The organism is Kitasatospora sp. NPDC048296, assembly GCF_043201815.1.
GTDB lineage: Bacteria > Actinomycetota > Actinomycetes > Streptomycetales > Streptomycetaceae > Kitasatospora.
Map to the genome: position 1 here is coordinate 20,494 of NZ_JBICZB010000061.1, position 17,942 is coordinate 38,435.

The following is a 17,942-nucleotide window of genomic DNA, read 5'->3' on the forward strand; positions in this document are numbered from 1 at the left end:
CCTGGCTCGTACAGTGCCCGTGCGGCACACCCGGTGCGTCCCTTTTCGTGAAATCACCGAGAAGGGACCGATCATGTCGGATCTTCATGTCATCATCGCCGGCGGCGGGCTCGGCGGCCTCGCCCTGGCACAGGGTCTGCACCAGGCGGGGATCAGTGTCGCCGTCTACGAGAGGGACCCGAGCCCGGCCTTCCGCAACCAGGGCTACCGCATCCGCATCAACCCGGACGGCATCACCGCGCTGCAGGCGGTGCTCGCCCCGGCGGCGTTCGAGCTCTTCGCGGCCACCGCGGGCCATCCCGGAACACGCATGGACGCGTTCGACCACCGGCTCGACCTGGTGCACGGCCAGCAGCTCGCGCCGGTACCGGGCCTGCCCGGTGCCGGGCGCCTGGCGGTCAACCGCAGGACGCTGCGCGAGATCCTGCTGTCCGGGCTGGAGAAGTCCGTGCACTACGGCGCCCGGCTCACGCACTACCGCACCGAGCCCACCGGCCCGGTGACCGCGCACTTCGCCGACGGCACCAGCGCCACCGGCGACGTGCTGATCGGCGCCGACGGGGTCAACTCCGCGGTGCGCGCCCAACTCCTGCCCGAGGCCCGGGTCGTGGACGCGGGACTGCGGCTGTTCTACGGCAAGGTCCCGTTCGCCGGCGAGGCGGACCGGGAGCGGATCCCGGCCGAGCTGCTCGGCCTGTGGACCACGGTGATCGGCCCGGACCGACGCTTCATCGGACTCGCGCCGGTGCAGTACCCCGAGGCCCCGCACGACGCCGCGGCCCGGCTGGCCCCGGACATCGCGCTGGGCGCGGGCACCGACTACCTCGCCTGCGTCTTCGGCGCCCGCCGCGAACTGCTGCCGTGCACCGACGAGCAGCTGTTCGCCATGACCGGACCGGACCTGCGGGAGCTGGCCCTGGGCCTGCTGGAGAGCTGGCATCCGACGCTGCGTGAGATCGTCTCGCGCCAGGATCCCGCCTCGGTCTTCCCGGTCTCGGTCCGCACCAGCGTGCCGGTCCCGGCGTGGGAGACGAGCGCGGTCACGCTGCTCGGCGACGCCATCCACGTGATGAGCCCGGCCATCGGAGTCGGGGCGAACACCGCGCTGCGCGACGCGCGCGTGCTCGCGAACCGGCTCGTCGAGGCCGCCGGCGGTGCGGACCTGCTCGCGGCGCTGCACGCGTACGAGGCCGAGATGGTCGAGTACGGATTCGACGCCGTCCGCGAATCCGCCGAGCGCGGCCACCAGCTCGTGGGTCAGGACCCGCTGCCCACCGCGTGACCCGCCGGGCCGACCGGGCCGGACCGCGAACCCGCAGCACCTCGCAGGCCACCGGTGCCGCCCCGACCCTGCCCCGAACCGCTGCTACTCGGCAGTCCGAGCCTCGTTCAGGCTGGAGACCTGGTAGTGCGCGATCGCCCAGCCGCTCTCCACCTGCCGCACCAGCACGCTGAGGTACACGCTCAACGTCGGCCGATCGGTGAAGGAGAAGTCCACGCTCAGGTAGCCGAGCACCAGGCCCTCGGCCGGGCGGCGGATTTCCAGGATCCGGTAGTCAGCGGTCAGACCGAGCGGCTGCGAGTCGTAGTAGGCGGCGACGCCGGACCGTCCGGTGCTGTAGGGGTGCAGGCCCTGGAAGATCGCGTCCTCGGTGAAGTGGGCAGCGACCTGCTCGGGTTGGTGGTTGTCGACGGCTGCCTTCCAGCCGTCGAGGACGCTGCGCAGGATCGTCTCGTCGTCCGTGGTGGTGGTCCGGTGCATGGCGGTTCTCCAGGGCTGAGGGGTGGTCGGGACTCAGTGACCGGCGCTCATGCCGCCGTCCACGTGGAGGATCTCGCCGGTGACGAACAGCGCGTTCTCCAGGTAGACGACCGCGTCGACGATGTCGTCGATGTCGCCCATCCGGCCGACGGGGTGCAGGTCGGCGAGGAACCGGTGGCTCTCCTGCGGATGCATCGGGGTCCGGATGGTGCCCGGGGACACGGCGTTGGCGCGGATGCCGCGGGTCGCGTACTCGATGGCCAGCGACTTGGTGGCGGACTGCAGGCCGCCCTTGGTCAGCGAGGCCAGCACGGAGGGGACCCGGGCGTCGGCGTTGTCGACCAGGCTGGTGGTGATGGTGACGATGTGTCCGCCGCCCTGGGCGAGCATCTGACCGACCGCCAGCTGCGTGAGGTGGAAGAACCCGGTCAGGTTCACCCCGGTCACGGTGGCGTAGTCGTCGGCGGTGTAGTCGGTGAAGGGCTTGGCGACGAAGACGCCCGCGTTGTTGACCAGCGTGTCCACCCGGCCGAACCGCTCGACGGCGCCGGCGATGACTCGTTCGGCGGTGGCCGGGTCGGCGATGTCGCCTTGGACGGTCAGAACACCCGCGTCGTCGGCGGGGGCGATGGTGCGCGAGGTGGCGACGACGGCGTGACCGAGCTTGCGGTACGCGTCGACGAGGCCGGCGCCGATGCCCTGCGAGGCGCCGGTGATGACGGCGACCTTCCGGTTCTGCATGCCCATGATTTTCCTCCAGGATGCGGCCGAGCACGGGCTCGGTGGCGGGGTGGCCGAGTGGGATTACCGGGCCTCGACCTCGGCTCCGGCCGCCGGTCGACGCTTCGACGGTAGACAGGCCGACGGGCAGCGGGCAACGCCGCGCCGGGACCGGTTGCCTCCCTGCTGGAAGGCCCGGCCTCCCAGCCCTGGTCAGGGCAGCTCGCGCTACCGGCGCCGGTACGGGTCGCCCGCCGGCAGCCAGGTATCCGGGTCGTGCAGCCCGAGGTCCCCGACGGCGTCGCAGAGCGCGTCGACCACTGCGAGCACCGCCGGGCGCTCCTCGTCCGCGCGCCGGACCAGCGACCACGTCCAGTGCACCCGCGGCCCCACCAGCGGGCGCTGGATCAGGTCCGGCGGCAGTGGGGTGCTCTGGCCCTTGGGGCAGTTGACGACCGGTCGGCCGAGGCGGCGGACGTGGTCGAAGAACGCGGGGCCCGTGACACCGCCGTCGGAGATGCGCTCAGCCCGGGCGCCCGTATCGCGGGCGAACTCCTCGGCGTAGACGTTCCACGACGCCCAGGAGGTGACGTCGTCGTCGAGCAGCACGACGGCGTCCCGGGAGCGCACGGCGCCGGTACCGGCCCCCGCGGACACCGCGTGGAGCCGGTCCGCGCCGGCCAACCGGGCCACCAGGCCCAGCTGCTCCAGGTCCTCGTCCCGCACCCAGCACACCGCGAGGTCCAGACTGCCGTCGGCGACCCGGGCGGCCTGGGTGTGGGAGGGTGCGACCCACGCGTCGATGTGCACCCGGGCCACCGCGGAGGTGCGGGCGATCAGGTCGGGCGGCAGCCAGTTGACGTACCCCAGCCGGACCGGCTCCGAACCGGACAGCCGCCCGGCCCGGCGCCGCAGGTCGTCGGCCCGGTCCAGCAGCGCGCGCACGTGCGGGAGCAGCGAGGTGCCCGCCGGAGTGAGTGCCACCGAGCGCCGGTCGCGGTCGAACAGGCGCACCCCGAGGTCGCGTTCGAGTGCCTTGATCTGCTGGGACAGGGAGGGGCCGGCGATCAGCAACCGGGCAGCGGCCCGGCCGAAGTTCAGCTCCTCGGCGACCGCGACGAAGTACCGCAGTTGGCGCAACTCCACGCCCCTCATGCTACGGCCCGGTAGGAGGCTGCGCCTAACAGCATGGAGGACGTCGGTCGTGGCGCCCGGTCCGGCCACGCGCACACGATGAGAGCACGCGGCGCCCGAACCCGCGGAGCACCGCGCAGCGCCCCGGCCCCTCGCCGGGCGCCCCGAGAACGGAGCCTGACCGTGAACGAGTTCCTGGTCGAGATCACCACCACCGTGCCTGAGGGCACCAGTTCGAACGAGGTCGGCCGCCGTCGCGCCGCCGAGGCCGTTCGCGCCCGGGAACTGGCCGCCGCCGGCCACCTGGCGCGGCTGTGGCGCCCGCTCGGCGAACTGCGCAGCATCGGCATCTGGCGGGCCGCCGACGAGGACGAGCTTCGCGAGAAGGTCCTCGACAGCCTCCCGCTGCGCCCGTGGATGACCCTCACCGTGACCGCCCTCGAATCCCACCCCAACGACCCGGGCCAGTCATGATGATCCACCAGCCGTCGGCTCCGTGCCGGCAGTGTGGCAGCGCAGTTCCCAGTCGTCCCGGACGTTCCGGCCGGATACGGCTCCGGGGCGGCGGTGCCAGGACCACAGGTGTTCGGCGTCGGGCTCGGCCAGTGCCGCGACGACCCGCAGGGTGGTGAACTCCCCGCGCCCGTGGAGCCCCTCGTGCGGGCCGGTCAGGCCGCGGATCGCCGCCGGGGCGGTGTGCAGGACCGTCACCCCGTACCGTCGGGCCGTTTCGCTCAACCCGTCCACTTCGGGCGTCACCGGGGCGCCCTCGTGCAGCACCAGGGCGGCTCCACAGGCCAACGCCGCGTACATGGCGTGGACGCCGGCAGCCGAACCGGGATCGGCCGTACACCAGTAGACATCGTCGGGCCGCAGGCCGAGCACCGCCCGGAGGCTGCGGGCGGTGCGCACCGGAAGGTCCTGTGTGGCGTACGGGCCGCCGGCCGCGGGTGCGAACAACGGTTCGCGGCCGTCTCGTAGTGCCGACGTGTTCCGCTCGGAGTGGCGCGCCGTCTCTTCATGCCACCACAGGTCGCGGCCGTTCCGCCAGGGGACCGGCTCCGCCGTGCGCCGGACGACGAGCACCTGTCCGATCCGGTGGGAGCGCGCCAGCGCGGGGTCGAGTGCGGCCTTGTACGGCACCGTGCCGCCCCGCCGGTGCGCTCCGTCCGCGGTGATCACCAGCCGGAGGTCGGACACCGCCGAAGGCCCGGTGTCGGGTTTCATCGTGGTGTGGACGGCTCCGATCCGGGCGCACGCCAGCATCGCGACCACCAACTCCGGCACTGCCGGGAGGGCACAGTGCGACCCCCGGCGTCGTGCGCCTGGCTCGCTCCGCTCTGCAGACCTGCCGCTGCGGTGACTGGTTCGGTGGTCAGGTGGGGGCGGGGATCCAGGCGCCTCGGCCGTCGAATAGTAGTCGGATGACGGCGTCGAGCAGGTTGCGGCCCTGCTCGACGGCAGTGGACAGGTAGCCGCGCACGGCGAAGAAGCGCTCGGCGCCGAGTGCCGTGCGCCAGCCGCCGGAGACCTTCTGCTGGATCGGCCATTCGGATGGTGATGAGCGACGTCCGGGCGCTGGACGGCCGTCGCACTCGGGCGTGCGGATGTCAGCACTGCCCGTTAACCTGCCGGGTATGCCACACCGCGCCATCCCGCGCCGCTCGGGCGGCCTTCTCGCCCTGGCCGCCGCGGACGCCTTGTGGGTCGATTTGACGGCCGGCAGTGCTGTGCCGACGGCTTCCGGGGCGTTCAGCCGCTCTCCTGCTGATCCCGGGGCGGGGTACGTACTCCTCGGCGAACGCGCGGTGGCGACGATGAGGGGACCGGGCGGTCGGTGGAGCGTTGACGAGACCGACGTACGGCGGGCGGCGACGGAGCTGAACGCGGTCGAGGTGAACCGGGAGGACCTGGTCCGCGTCGGTCCTTTCCGCGGCTCCCTGAACCTGGAGCACAACGACCCACCCACACTGCGGTGGCGTCAGCGCATCGCCCGGGAACAAACCAGCGCACACGACCCTGGCAACCACCGGCCCGCACCACGGCACGACAATGGCCAGTTGCACCATCTGGGCGGGATCGACTGGCGCCGGACCTTCGTGGAGCGCACCCGTGACCGGACGGCGCGAACATGGTGGCTGCCACGGGCCGTGGTCAGGGTGCTGGACGCGGCCGAGCACACCGAAACCCAGTGGCTCCAAACTGCACGAACCTGCCGGGAATGCGCGGCCGTCACCGACCGGCCCTCCAGCCAGTGGCACGTCCACACCGCCGACGGCCCGCAGACGATCTGCCCCGACTGCCGCACCACCGTGCTGCGCCCGTACAACGGTGAGCTGGAAGGCCACCTGTACTCGACGATCAGCAGGAAGCACGGCTTCTCCCGCAAAGTGGCCGGGTGGGGATGCGCCGTCTGCCGGACAGCACCCGCTGCCGTGCTCGACCACTGCCACGAACACGGCTACGTCCGCGCCCCCGTCTGCCAGTCCTGCAACACGCAGGAACGACCCGATCACCTGTACAGCAACGACGTACGCGTCGGCGACCGCTACGCCCGCCTCTTCCACACCCACGCCGACACCTGGCTCCGCCACTGGCACCGCTGCCCCGGCTGCCGCGCCCGCACCACACTGCCGCTGCCACACCTGGCCGCATGGACCGCCCACACGGCCGGCCAGTCACTGCGCCCGACCCACCGCGCCCCGGGCAGCTCTCGCGGGCGCAAACCCTGCGGTGCGCTGCGCGCGTCCTGGACGGGCAGCCAGAACACGCCCGGCTCCTGCCTGATCACCGTCGCCGTCGAATTCTGCCCCTCCGGCGAACACCGCGTCCTGGCGCAAGTCCCCTACCGCGAAGCCGTCGAACGGTTCCGTACCTGGCTGGCCATCACCGCCCCTGTCGTGGCTGCCGCGGCCGGACCCGGCCGCCTGGACGGCATCCCCGCCCAACAGTTCCGGCCCGTCATCGCCGACACCAGCAGCGGGGGCCTGATGATGTTCTGAGCCAAGAGCGGCATGCGCATCGGACGGTGACGGGGCTCGCCGGTGGCGCCGCGCGGCGAGCATGGACGGGAACGGGACCTGGGGCGCGGTCCGGATCGAGCACGGCGCGGTCCGCGCGGGACGGCTGGGTCGTGCTGGTCGACCGCCGCCGTACATGTCCTGACAACGGCGAGGCTGTGCAGGGCGCGGGACATCCGCCCGTTGCCATCGGACCACGGATGGATTGCCACCAGATTCAGGTGCGCCATCGACGCCCGGGCCAGCTCCGGCGAATCCAGGTCGCCCTCATCCGGCCGGCCCACCAGCTCCCCGGTCAGGGCCCGCACCTGCTCGGTACCCGGGACGGTGTACGCGGCGATGGCCGGATCCTCCGCCGACGTGACGTGGACCGGGCCGCTGCGCCACCAACCAGGCCGCTTCAGCGAGTGGTGACCGGCGGCAGCCCTGTGGACCGTGTCGTCCGTGCTCCACGACCGCCGCCGCGAAGCTCCATAACCTACCCCGGCAGGAGTCCGGTCAACCGAGTTTCCCGCTCCCGCCCGCGCAGGCAGCCGGATCTGCGAGACTGGAGCGCGTGTCCAGCGCTCCACACCCCCAGCCGTTCGCCTACCTCCAGGCTCCGAACGCGGTCCTGTACGGCCAGGTCCTGGCGGTCTTCGCCCAGGCGAGAGAGCGGTTCATCGTCCATCTGCGGCCGGAGGACGTCGCCGCCGAGCTGCGCCGGGACACGGCGGAGGACTTGGCTTCGGCGATCGTGCCGATCGAGGCGGTCGGCGGCGCGCTGGAGCAGTTGGTCGGCTGGGGGAATCTCCGCGCGGACGCCGACACCGGCCGGGTGACGTCGGTCGAGGACTTCCACCGGGCCCGCTACCTCTACCAATTGACCCACCACGGCCAGGCCGCCCTGCGCGCGCTCGCCGTGTACGAGCAGGCGCTGGGCCAGCGCGGCCAGTTGCAGTCGGTCGCGCTGGCGGACATCGCCGAGCAGTTGGGGTCGCTGCTCGTCCTGGCGGAGCACCCGGATCCCGATCCGGGGAAGGCACATCTGCTGCTGCTCCAGATCGCCGAGCGGTTCGGGAGTCTCGCGGACAACGCCCAGGCGTTCATGGCCTCGCTGCGTCGCACCATCGACTTCCAGGACGGCGACGAGGCGGCGTTCATCGCGTACAAGGACCGCCTGGTCGAGTACATCGAGCGCTTCATCGCCGATCTGGCGAACCGCGGCGCGCAGATCGCGAACCTGCTCACCCGGCTGAACGCGGCTGGTGTGGAGCGGCTGCTGCTGGCCGCCGCGCAGCGCGAAGCCGGTGATGCCCTGCCGGATGCCGTACCGGGGGCGGACCACGACGGTCAGCAGGCGGAGCAGGCCCGCGCGGCAGCGACGAACGCCGCGCTGACGGCCTGGGAGAACCGCTGGCGGGGCCTCACCGACTGGTTCCTCAGCCGCTCCGGCCGGCAGCCCTCCCAGGCGAAGCTGCTGCGCGGAGCGGCGGTCAGCGCGATCACCGCGCTCGTCAACACGGTGGCCGCGCTGAACGAGCGGCGCGGTGGCCGCTCGGACCGGTCGGCCGACTTCCGGGCGCTGGCCCGGTTCTTCGCGCAGGCCCCGGACGACGACGCCGCGCACCGGCTCTGGCGGGCGGCCTTCGCCCTCACCCCGGCCCGGCACCTGACGGTGGACACCGCCACCGAGACCGCCTGGCAGCAGGCCGATCTCCCGGCCAACACAGCCTGGGCGCAGGCCCCGCCGCTGGAGATCAGCCCCCGGCTGCGCGAGACCGGTTCGTACGAGCGGCGCGGCATGCCCAACCGGGTCGCCGACCGTGCGGCGGCGCGCCAGGTGCTGGCCGAGCAGGTCGAGCGGGAGGCCGCCCAGACCGCCGCTGCCCGGGCCAGGCTTGCCACCGACGGCCCGGTCCTGCTCTCCGAGCTGGCCGGCCCGGACGGGCTCGACCCGCACGCCTTCCGGCTGTTCCTCGCGGTCCTCGGTGACGCGCTCTCGGCCCGGGTGCCGGGCGAGAGCGAGTCCTCGGCGATCACGGGCGACGGCACCATGGAGGTCCGACTGAAGCTGGTGGACCCGGATACGGTGGTGCGGATCCCGACGGCGGACGGTGTGCTGCACGGGCCCGAGCACGTCATCGAGATCATCGACCTCGCGCCCGCCGGGAGCGCGGCATGACCGACCACGACGACCTCCAGGCCGAGCGCCGGCGGGCCGCCCGCGCGCTGCTGGCGTCGCCGCTGATGACCGGTGGCGACGATGCCTTCCGACTGGTGCGCAAGCACGCGGGCGAACTGGCGGCCTGGTTCACCCAGGAGACCGGCTGGCGGCTGGTGGTCGACACCGAGACCGCGCGGCTGTACAAGACGCCGGCCCGCCTGAACGACGCGACCCGACCCGCCCGCGCCCCGCGCACCAAGGTGCCGTTCACCCGCCGCCGTTACGTGGTGCTCTGCCTGGCGCTGGCGACGCTGGAGCGGGCGGACGCGCAGATCACCCTCGGCCGGCTGGCCGACGGCGTGCTGACGGCGGCGGGCGACCCCGTGCTGGCGGCCGCCGGAATCGAGTTCCGGATGGACCGCCGGGAGGAGCGCTCCGACCTGGTGGCCGCCGTCCGGCTGCTGCTGGAGTGGGGAGTGCTGCACCGGGTGGCCGGTGACGAGGAGGCGTACCTGTCGGAGGCGTCCAACGACGTGCTCTACGACGTCCGCCGCCGCGTCCTGGCCACGCTGCTCGCCGCGACCCGGGGCCCGTCCACCGTCGACGCCGCCGACCCGGACCACCGTCTCACCGCGCTCACCGCCGAGGTCGCGCCGGACACCGAGGAGCTGCGGCTGCGCGCACTGCGCCACCGGCTGACCCGCAGACTCCTGGACGACCCGGTGGTGTACTACGCCGAGTTGCCCGAGGACGAGCGCGCCTACCTGGTCTCCCAGCGCCACGCGATCACCCGCCGGATCACCGAACTCACGGGACTGGTCGCCGAGTTGCGCACCGAGGGGATCGCCATGGCGGACCCGGACGACGAGCTCACCGACGTCCGGATGCCCGAGCAGGGCACCGACGGCCATGCCACCCTGCTGGTGGCCGCCCACCTCGCCACCGCCGACGGCCCCCGCACCGAGCCGCAACTGGTGGAGCTGGTGCGGCAGCTGGCCGTGCAGCACCGCTCGTACTGGCGCAAGACCGCCGCCGAGCCCGCTGCCGCGGCCGAGTTGCTCGCCCAGGCGCTGGACCGGCTGACCGCCCTCGACCTCATCACCCGCGACGGCGGCTCGGTCACCGCCAAGCCCGCCCTGGTCCGCTACGCCCTGGCCGCCCCGACCATCCGAAAGGCCCGCTCCCGCTCATGACCCTGCCGCAGCCCACCAAGAACCGCTGGCAGCCGCTGCGCGCGGGGCTCGTCGACATCTTCTACTACGACGCCGAGGAGTTCCGCTTCCACGACGGGCGGCTGCTGTTGCGCGGCAACAACGGCACCGGCAAGTCCAAGGTGCTCGCCCTCACGCTGCCCTTCCTCCTCGACGGTGAACTGGCCGCCCACCGGGTCGAGCCGGACGGCGACCGCGCCAAGCGCATGGAGTGGAACCTGCTGCTCGGCGGAAAGCACCCGAACGACGAACGCACCGGCTACACCTGGCTGGAGTTCGGCCGGATCGGCGACGACGGCCGCCCGCAGTACCGGACCATCGGCTGCGGGCTTAAGGCTGTCAAGGGCCGCGGCATCGCCAAGCACTGGTTCTTCACCACCACCCTGCGCATCGGCCCCGATCTGCCGCTGCTGTCCGCCACCCGCGTCCCGTTCACCCGGGAGCGGCTGCGCGACGCACTCCACGGCCACGGCCTGGTGCACGACACCGCCGCCGAGTACCGCCGTGCCGTGGACGAACAGCTCTTCGGCCTCGGCCAGGGCCGCTACGAGGCCCTGGTCAACCTGCTGATCCAGCTGCGCCAGCCGCAGCTGTCGAAGAAGCCGGACGAGAAGCTGCTGTCGAAGGCGCTCACCGAGGCCCTGCCGCCACTCGATCCGGCCCTGGTCGGCGAGGTCGCCGAGGCGTTCCGCGGCCTGGACGAGGAGCGGCACGCCCTGGAAGCGCTCGCCGAGGCGTCCGGCGCCGCCGCCAACTTCCTCACCCACTACCGCCGTTACGCGCAGATCGCCGCCAAGCGGCAGGCCGGCGTGCTCCGCGTCGCGCACAGCCGGTACGAGCATCTCGGCCGCGACCTCGGCGAGGCGGAGACCGAACACGCCACCGCTGAACAGCAGTTGACGCAGACGGAAGCGCAGCTGGAAGAGCTTGAGAGCACCCGGGCGACACTGGCCGCCACCCGGGAGGCCTTGAACCGCAGCCCGGAGATGGACGCGGCCCGGGAGCTGGAACAGGCCGGCAAAGCAGCCGAGGCGCTGCGCGCCGTCGCCGACGACCGCGCCGACGCCTGCCGCACCGCCCGCCGCCAGGCCGACGACTGGCAGCGCCGTGCCGCCGCCGCGCACACCCAGCACGACCACGACCGGGCCGCCCTCGCCGAGGCCGACTCCGCCGCCCGGCAGGCCGCCGAGGCTGCCGGCATCGACCATCCGACCGTGGCCGAGGCCCTGGACCGGGACCGCGCGCCCTTCCCGGAGACCCGCCGGGCCGGTGACCGGGCCGTGGAACGCCGCCGCCAAGCCGTCACCGGCCTCACCGCACTGCTCACCGTGGCCGAACGCGCCCATGGACACGCCCACACCGCACAGGCCGAGGCCGCCCGCCGCGCCGCCGACCTGGAAGCCGCGAAGGAGCGCGCGGCCGAAGCCGGAACGGCGGTCACCGAGCAGGGCGCAGCCCTCGTCACGGCCTGGCGCACCTGGGCCGACGGTACGACCGAACTGCGCCTGCCCGACCCCGATCAGGCCCTCGCGGCTCTCGAGGTCTGGACGGACACCCTCTCCGGCCCCAACCCGGCGGCCGACGCCGCCGCCACCGCCTACCGCGCAAGCATGGCAGCCCTCACCCGCCAGGAGGCCGCGCTCGACGCCGAGCACGCCACCACCCGGCGTCAACTGACCGCTGTGGACGAGGAGATGGCCCGCCTGGAGTCCGGCGGCCACGACACCCCGCCGCCGGCACACACCCGAGACCCCCACTCCCGCGCAGACCGCCCCGGAGCGCCGCTGTGGCGGGTGGTCGACTTCGCCGACGGCGTGCCTGCCGAGCAACGGGCCGGGATCGAGGCCGCGCTGGAGGCCGCGGGGCTGCTCGACGCCTGGCTCACCCCGGACGGCAGCCTGCTCGACGCGGACGACGCCGTCCTGCTGTCCGGCCCCACCACCCCCGGTGTCGACCTCTCCTCCGTCCTGCGCCCGGCCGTCGACCGGGCAGACCCGCTGGCCGCCGCTCTCGCCGACACCGCCGTCCACGCCACCCTGGGGGCGATCGGCCTCGGAGCGGACTCCGATCACCACACCTGGGTGGCCGCCGACGGCCGCTACCGGATCGGCGCGCTCGTCGGTCGCTGGACCAAGCCCGCCGCCCACTACATCGGCGAGGGCGCCCGGGAGGCCGCCCGCCGCGCCAGGCTTGCCGAACTCACCGCCCAGCATGGCGAACTCACCGACGAGCTCGCCGAGTTGGACCGACAGCGCGGTGCCGTCCGGGCCCGCGCCGGCACGCTGGCAGGCGAGCAGCAGAGCGAGCCCGCCGACCACGAGCTGCGCGAGGCGCACGCCCGCCACGGCCACGAGGCCGAGGCGGTCCGCCGCCTGACGGAACGCCTCGGCGAGGCGACCCAGGAGGCCACCGCCCGGCAGGAGGACGCGGTCCGCGCCGACCTGGAGGCCGGCGACTACGCCCGGGACACCGACCTGCCCGCCGACCGCGAGCAGCTCGACCTCGTGCGCGACGCCGTCTCCGGCTACGCCGCCGCCCTCGCCGCGCTGCTCCCTGCCGCCTCCGCCCGGGCCCGCTCCGCCGCCCTCGCCACCGAGGTGGAAGCGGAGGCCGAGGCCGCCGCCGGCGCACTCGCCGAGGCCGAGGACGCCGAGACCGGCGCCCGCCGGACGGCCGACGCGGCCTCCGAGCGCCACCGCGTCCTGGCCGAGACCGTAGGCGCGAGCGTCGAGGAACTGTTCCGCCGACTGGCCGAGACCGATGCCGCGATCGCCGCACGGGACGCCGAGGAGAAGACCACCCGGCGCGCCCGCGACGCCGCCATGACCGCCCGCGCCCGGGCCGAGGGCCGGCGCAGCGAGATCCGCGCCCGGATCGAGGAGGCGACCGCCGAACGCGACCGCGCCGTGACCGCCCTGCGCTCCTTCGCCGCCACCGGCCTGCTCGCCGCCGCGCTGCCGGAGATCGCCGTCCCGGCACTCGACGAGCCCTGGGCACCGACTCCGGCCGTGGCGCTGGCCCGTACCGTCAACCAGGACCTCGACGGCACGGACGACTCCGACCGCCGCTGGGAGCTGATCCAGCAGCGGATCTCCACCGAGCACAAGGTGCTCACGGACGCACTCGGCCGCCACGGCCATTCGGTCGGCATGACCCTGCACGACGGCATCATGATCGTCGACGTGGTCTTCCAGGGCCGCACCCACGACGTGCCCGCCCTCGCCGACTCGCTGCGCGAGGAGGTCGAGCAGCGCGGCCTGCTGCTCTCCGCCAAGGAACGCGAACTACTGGAGAACCACCTCGTCGGCGAGGTCGCCGGAGCGCTCCAGGAGCTGATCACCGGGGCCGAGGAGCAGGTGGCGGCGATGAACCAGGACCTGGCGGCCCGCCCCACCTCGACCGGCATGACCCTGCGCCTGCAGTGGCAGCCCGCCAAGGACGCGCCGGCCGGGCTCGACGCCGTCCGCGCCCGCCTGCTGCGCCAGTCCTCGGACGCCTGGACGCCGGCCGACCGCGCGCAGGTCGGCGCGTTCCTCCAGGCCCGGATCGCCCAGGACCGCGAGGAGCACCCCGCCGACTCCTGGGCCGACCAGCTCACCCGCGCCCTGGACTACCGCGGCTGGCACTCCTTCACCATCCAGCGCCGCCAGGACGGCCAGTGGAAGCCCGCCACCGGTCCCGCCTCCGGCGGCGAACGGGTGCTCGCCGCCTCCGTCCCGCTGTTCGCGGCGGCCTCCTCGCACTACTCCTCCGGCAACCCGCACGCCCCGCGCCTGATCGCGCTCGACGAGGCGTTCGCGGGCGTGGACGACGACTCCCGGGCCAAGTGCCTGGGGCTGCTGGCCTCGTTCGACCTGGACGTGGTGATGACCAGCGAGCGGGAGTGGGCCTGCTACCCGACCGTGCCCGGCATCGGCATCGCCCAGCTGAGCCGCCGCGAGGGGATCGACGCCGTCCTGGTCACCCCCTGGCGCTGGGACGGCGCCACGCGCGCCCGGGAGGACCGGCCGGTCCCGTACGTTCCCACCCCGAAGGCGGCCGAAGACCGGGCGCAGCCGTCCCTCCTCGACGCGAGTAGCCGGTGACCGATCTGCCGAGACTGCGCCGCCTGCTCGGCGGTCCCGAAACCGCCTGGCTGGTGGACCGGATACGCGACCGCCTGGCCAACGGGCGGGCCCTGGACACCCCCGCCACGCTCAAGGCCGCCACCGCCGAACAGCGCCGAGCGGTCGAGCTGCTGCTCGGCCGCCGCCTGCGCACCGGCACCTCGATGAGCGTGCCCCTGGCCGAGGTCGACCGAGTGCTGCGCGAGTCCCTGGCCTGCCCGGACGGCCTCGCGGCGGCGGTGGTGGCACTGACCGGCCCGGTCACCGACCGACGAGCCCAGGACGCCCGCCTCTCGGTGGCCTGGCAGCAGGCATGGGCCGAACTCGACCACCCGGCCGTCAACGGCCGGCCCGAACTCGCCTCCTGGCGAGCCAAGGTGGAGGCGACCGGCCTCCTCAAACGGATCTCCGGAGGCGATCCCGCAGCAGCCCGCCGCCTGGCCGCCGACGCGGTCCAGGCGCTCTCCCAGCTCCCGGCGGACGGCCTCACCCTTCCCGTCTTCTCCGCCCGCACCCTCGGCGACACCCACGCGCTGGACGAAGGCCGCCCGCTGACCGCGCTCGTCCACTCCGCCGTCCGGGCACTCGCCGCCATGCCCGCCGACGCGGTGTCCGGCGCCACGAGCCGCCGCGCCGCCTGGGCCGCCGTCGGCGTGGCGCTGGACGAGCTCTCCTCCCGCGTCCTGACCCTCGGCCTGCCCGGTTCGCCCGCCGACACCACGGGCTGCGTCCTCGCCGCCGCCCGTGAAGGCGGCGAGCCCTGCCTGCTGACGCTCCGCCAGCTCACCAGGCGGCCGCCCGGACTCGGGCTCGACGGGCACACGGTCCACGTCTGCGAGAACCCCGCGGTCCTCGCCGCCGCCGCCGACGAACTGGGACCGGACTGCCCGCCGCTGATCTGCGTCGAGGGCAACCTCTCCGTCGCCGCGCGCACCCTGCTCACCCGGATCGCCGACCATGGCTGCCCGATCTCCTACCACGGGGACTTCGACTGGGGCGGCATCCGCATCGCCGCCGACGTCCTGCGCCTGCCCGGCGCGACGCCCTGGCGGTACGACGCCCCCTCCTACCTCGCCGCCGTCGAGCGGGGCCTCGGCACCCCGCTCACCACCGGCACCCCGGCCCCCAGCCCCTGGGACCCGGCGCTCGCCCCGGCCCTCGCCGAGCACTCCACCCGCGTCGAGGAGGAGCACGTGCTCGACCAGCTACTCGCCGACCTCCGACAACATGCCGTGCGGCCTTGAGACCGTCCCGAACGGCAGCGCGCACGCCGGCAGGTTCGTCGACGGCGATGTGTTCCATTGCATGCCATGCCGTGGGCGAACTCTCACAGATGGTGCCCGCGATGCCGGAGCGGACCGCGTAGCGCGTGTGCCAGGCCGGTTCCTTGCACTTGGCTCGGACGGGGCGGGGCTGACAATGGCTCTTGGTGAAGCGGACACACCCCGTCACCGACCCGGAGCTGAATACCGCAGCCGTGCCCGCCACCGCCGACGCCCCCGCCCACCCGTACAGCTGCTCCCTCATCAAGCAACATGCCGCCGCCTCTACGGACCGGCCAAGAGAACATGCGCCATCTGCTTCGGCGGGTGGCGCTCGTAGGGGCGAAGCGAGACCGGCGCGGCAGCGTCACTGTTCCTTGGCGCGGTTGCCATCGCCCCGACGGCGACCGCGAGACGCCGGACGACGGCCATCGATTTACTGAGTAAAGCCGATCCCGCCCCGTTCAGTTTCAGGGCCGACCGGACAGACCGCTGGCGGCAACGGCAAGCCGATGACTTCCGAGCGTTCCTCCTACCTGCGGCGATGCCGCTGGTAGGTCGCCGGGCGGCAAGCACTGCGGCCCGTCGGTTGCTCGCGGCCGAGGGAGAGCAACGAGGGCAGTGGAGCGCATAGGGGCGGCTTCTGTGGTGCGGTTGGATGCGGGGTTGCGACTGACGTGCTCGATACGGCCGATGAGGACCTCAGTGGGCAGGCAGGCGGTGGTCAGTTCATGGAGGGCGGCGGCCCCCCTTGGAGACGAGCTCCAGCAGATCGCCGACAACCCGGACATCAAGTCCGGCAACAACGGCACCATCGAGATCTACGAGCCGCCGTACCTGGGGCGGCCCGTCCCGGCCGCCCTGACCTGGTCCGGTCAGCGGTGTGGCCAACCGGGCGAACTGCGCGGGCCCGGTCCGCGCCGCGAGCCAGGTCCGGCGGTGCTACGCGGCGCGGGTGGCGCGCCTGGGCGTCCGGCGGCGGCCGGAGGAGCCCCGGTCGTCGCGGCCGGTGGCGGCCCGGGTGTCGCCGGTGGTGTGGGCGGGGCGGCCGCCCCGGGCGCGACTCGTGGACGGGCTGCGGCGCGGCCGCTCGACGACGGGGTCGGGGATCACGGTGGGGATGCCGGTGGGCACGCGGGCGCCGGTGATGCGGGCCAGGTCCTCGCTGCCGGCGCTGACCCTGGTGGTGACGGGGGTGATGGCGGCTGTTGTCATCAGGCGGGCCATCGCGCGGCGCTGGTTGGGCAGCACCAGCGTGACGACGGTGCCGGGCTCGCCGGCCCGGGCGGTGCGGCCGCCCCGGTGGAGGTAGTCCTTGTGGTCGATCGGCGGGTCCAGGTTGACGACCAGGTCGAGCCCGTCGACGTGGATGCCCCGGGCGGCGACGTTGGTCGCGATCAGGGCCGTGACCTGACCGGTGCGGAACTGTTCCAGGATCCGGGTGCGCTGGGGCTGGGACTTGCCGCCGTGCAGGGCCGCGGCCTTCACCCCGTTCGCGAGCAGGTCCTCAACCAGGCGGTCCGCGCTGTGCTTGGTGTCGATGAACATGATCACCCTGCCGTCACGGGACGCGATGTGGGCGATGGTGGCGTTCTTGTCGAAGTTCTGCACGTGCAGCACGTGGTGCTCCATGGTGCTGACCGCTCCCGCGGACGGGTCCACCGAGTGGGTGACCGGGTCCTTGAGGAAGCGCCGCACCAGGCGGTCGACGTTGCGGTCCAAGGTGGCGGAGAACAGCATCGTCTGGCACCCTTCGGCGACCTGGCCGAGGAGTTCAGTGACCTGCGGCAGGAAACCCATGTCGGCCATCTGGTCGGCCTCGTCGAGCACCGTGATGCCGACCCCGTCCAGCTGGCAGTCGCCGCGCTGGATCAGGTCCTTGAGACGGCCGGGAGTGGCCACCACGACCTCCGCCCCGCGGTTCAGCACCCATGCCTGGCGTCCGATCGGCATCCCGCCCACCGCGGTCGCCATCCGCAGCCGCACCGATTGGGCGTAAGGGGTGAGAGCCGCGGTGACCTGCTGCGCGAGCTCGCGGGTGGGAACCAGCACCAGGGCCAGCGGGCGGCGCGGCTCGGCCTTGCGCCCGGCGGTGCGAGCCAGCACGGCGAGGCCGAACGCGATGGTCTTGCCGGAGCCGGTCCGGCCCCGTCCGAGGACGTCGCGGCCGGCGAGCGAGTTCGGCAGCGTCGCGGCCTGAATCGGGAACGGCGCGGTGACGCCCTGGCGGGTCAGCACCGACAGCAGCGCCTTCGGCATGTCCATCTCGTCGAAGGACTCGACGGCCGGCAGTGCCGGGGTGGTGCTCACCGGCATCGCGAACTCGCCCTGCGCAGACGAGCCCTGGCCGGCACCCCGATCGGAGGTCCACCGGACTCCGGCGGGCCGGACGCCATAGAAGGAGCTGCCACCGGAGCGGGAGTTGGCGTTATGGTACGAGGAGCGACCGGAGCGGCTCATACGGAGAAACCTTCCTCAGACCGGCACGTCACGAGGAAGATTCCGTGGCGCGGGGCGCCGGCGGAGACCGCAAGGGAACGGGCCGAAAGTGACGGGGGGGGAGCGTGCACGGCAGAACCGT

Annotated in this window: 12 protein-coding genes and 1 pseudogene; 7 read left to right on the forward strand and 6 right to left on the reverse strand. The window is 73.5% G+C overall.

Features of this window, described 5'->3' with window-relative positions; genetic code table 11:
• Positions 1-73: 73 nt before the first annotated feature.
• The gene (locus ACGF12_RS28850; protein ID WP_393036146.1) at positions 74-1,282 is read left to right on the forward strand and encodes an FAD-dependent oxidoreductase; all 1,209 of its coding nucleotides are present in this window, start codon (positions 74-76) and stop codon (positions 1,280-1,282) included.
• Positions 1,283-1,366: 84 nt separating this feature from the next.
• Here the strand turns inward: ACGF12_RS28850 and ACGF12_RS28855 are convergent, their stop codons facing one another.
• The 3 genes from ACGF12_RS28855 to ACGF12_RS28865 all read right to left on the reverse strand — a co-directional run bounded on the left by ACGF12_RS28855 (position 1,367) and on the right by ACGF12_RS28865 (position 3,637).
• Complete coding sequence (locus tag ACGF12_RS28855) at positions 1,367-1,762, reverse strand: YybH family protein (protein ID WP_393036149.1); 396 nt, start codon at positions 1,760-1,762, stop codon at positions 1,367-1,369.
• 33 nt (positions 1,763-1,795) lie between these two features.
• Positions 1,796-2,509, reverse strand: a complete 714-nt coding sequence (locus tag ACGF12_RS28860; RefSeq protein WP_393036152.1) for an SDR family NAD(P)-dependent oxidoreductase — start codon at positions 2,507-2,509, stop codon at positions 1,796-1,798.
• Positions 2,510-2,710: 201 nt separating this feature from the next.
• Positions 2,711-3,637, reverse strand: a complete 927-nt coding sequence (locus ACGF12_RS28865) for a LysR family transcriptional regulator (RefSeq protein WP_393036155.1) — start codon at positions 3,635-3,637, stop codon at positions 2,711-2,713.
• Positions 3,638-3,799: 162 nt separating this feature from the next.
• On the opposite strand from ACGF12_RS28865, the gene ACGF12_RS28870 reads away from it, so the two are divergent.
• Complete coding sequence (locus ACGF12_RS28870) at positions 3,800-4,090, forward strand: muconolactone Delta-isomerase family protein (protein ID WP_393036158.1); 291 nt, start codon at positions 3,800-3,802, stop codon at positions 4,088-4,090.
• On the opposite strand, the gene ACGF12_RS28875 is transcribed toward ACGF12_RS28870, so the two are convergent.
• Positions 4,085-4,903, reverse strand: a complete 819-nt coding sequence (locus ACGF12_RS28875; protein ID WP_393036161.1) for an AMP-binding protein — start codon at positions 4,901-4,903, stop codon at positions 4,085-4,087. The two genes, ACGF12_RS28870 and ACGF12_RS28875, sit on opposite strands and share 6 nt — an antisense overlap.
• Positions 4,904-5,676: 773 nt before the next feature.
• Between ACGF12_RS28875 and ACGF12_RS28880 the strand changes: the two genes are divergently transcribed.
• The gene (locus tag ACGF12_RS28880; RefSeq protein ID WP_393036164.1) at positions 5,677-6,618 is read left to right on the forward strand and encodes an endonuclease domain-containing protein; all 942 of its coding nucleotides are present in this window, start codon (positions 5,677-5,679) and stop codon (positions 6,616-6,618) included.
• Between the two features lie 182 nt (positions 6,619-6,800).
• Here ACGF12_RS28880 and ACGF12_RS28885 read toward each other — a convergent pair.
• Positions 6,801-7,208: pseudogene (locus tag ACGF12_RS28885) on the reverse strand (Fic family protein); the annotation flags it as partial.
• Here ACGF12_RS28885 and ACGF12_RS28890 point away from each other — a divergent pair.
• From ACGF12_RS28890 to ACGF12_RS28905, 4 genes are read left to right on the forward strand one after another with little or no spacing between them, the layout of a single operon-like run.
• A complete protein-coding gene (locus ACGF12_RS28890; RefSeq protein WP_393036167.1) occupies positions 7,193-8,800 on the forward strand; it encodes a TIGR02677 family protein in 1,608 nt (535 codons plus the stop codon). The pseudogene ACGF12_RS28885 and the gene ACGF12_RS28890 overlap by 16 nt on opposite strands.
• Positions 8,797-9,975: a TIGR02678 family protein gene (locus tag ACGF12_RS28895; protein ID WP_393036170.1), complete on the forward strand. Its 1,179-nt coding sequence runs from the start codon at positions 8,797-8,799 to the stop codon at positions 9,973-9,975. The genes ACGF12_RS28890 and ACGF12_RS28895 overlap by 4 nt, the downstream gene beginning before the upstream one ends.
• A complete protein-coding gene (locus ACGF12_RS28900) occupies positions 9,972-14,078 on the forward strand; it encodes a TIGR02680 family protein (protein ID WP_393036173.1) in 4,107 nt (1,368 codons plus the stop codon). The genes ACGF12_RS28895 and ACGF12_RS28900 overlap by 4 nt, the downstream gene beginning before the upstream one ends.
• The gene (locus tag ACGF12_RS28905; protein ID WP_393036175.1) at positions 14,075-15,343 is read left to right on the forward strand and encodes a TIGR02679 family protein; all 1,269 of its coding nucleotides are present in this window, start codon (positions 14,075-14,077) and stop codon (positions 15,341-15,343) included. The genes ACGF12_RS28900 and ACGF12_RS28905 overlap by 4 nt, the downstream gene beginning before the upstream one ends.
• Before the next feature lie 960 nt (positions 15,344-16,303).
• On the opposite strand, the gene ACGF12_RS28910 is transcribed toward ACGF12_RS28905, so the two are convergent.
• Positions 16,304-17,821: a DEAD/DEAH box helicase gene (locus ACGF12_RS28910; RefSeq protein ID WP_393036178.1), complete on the reverse strand. Its 1,518-nt coding sequence runs from the start codon at positions 17,819-17,821 to the stop codon at positions 16,304-16,306.
• Positions 17,822-17,942 lie beyond the last annotated feature (121 nt).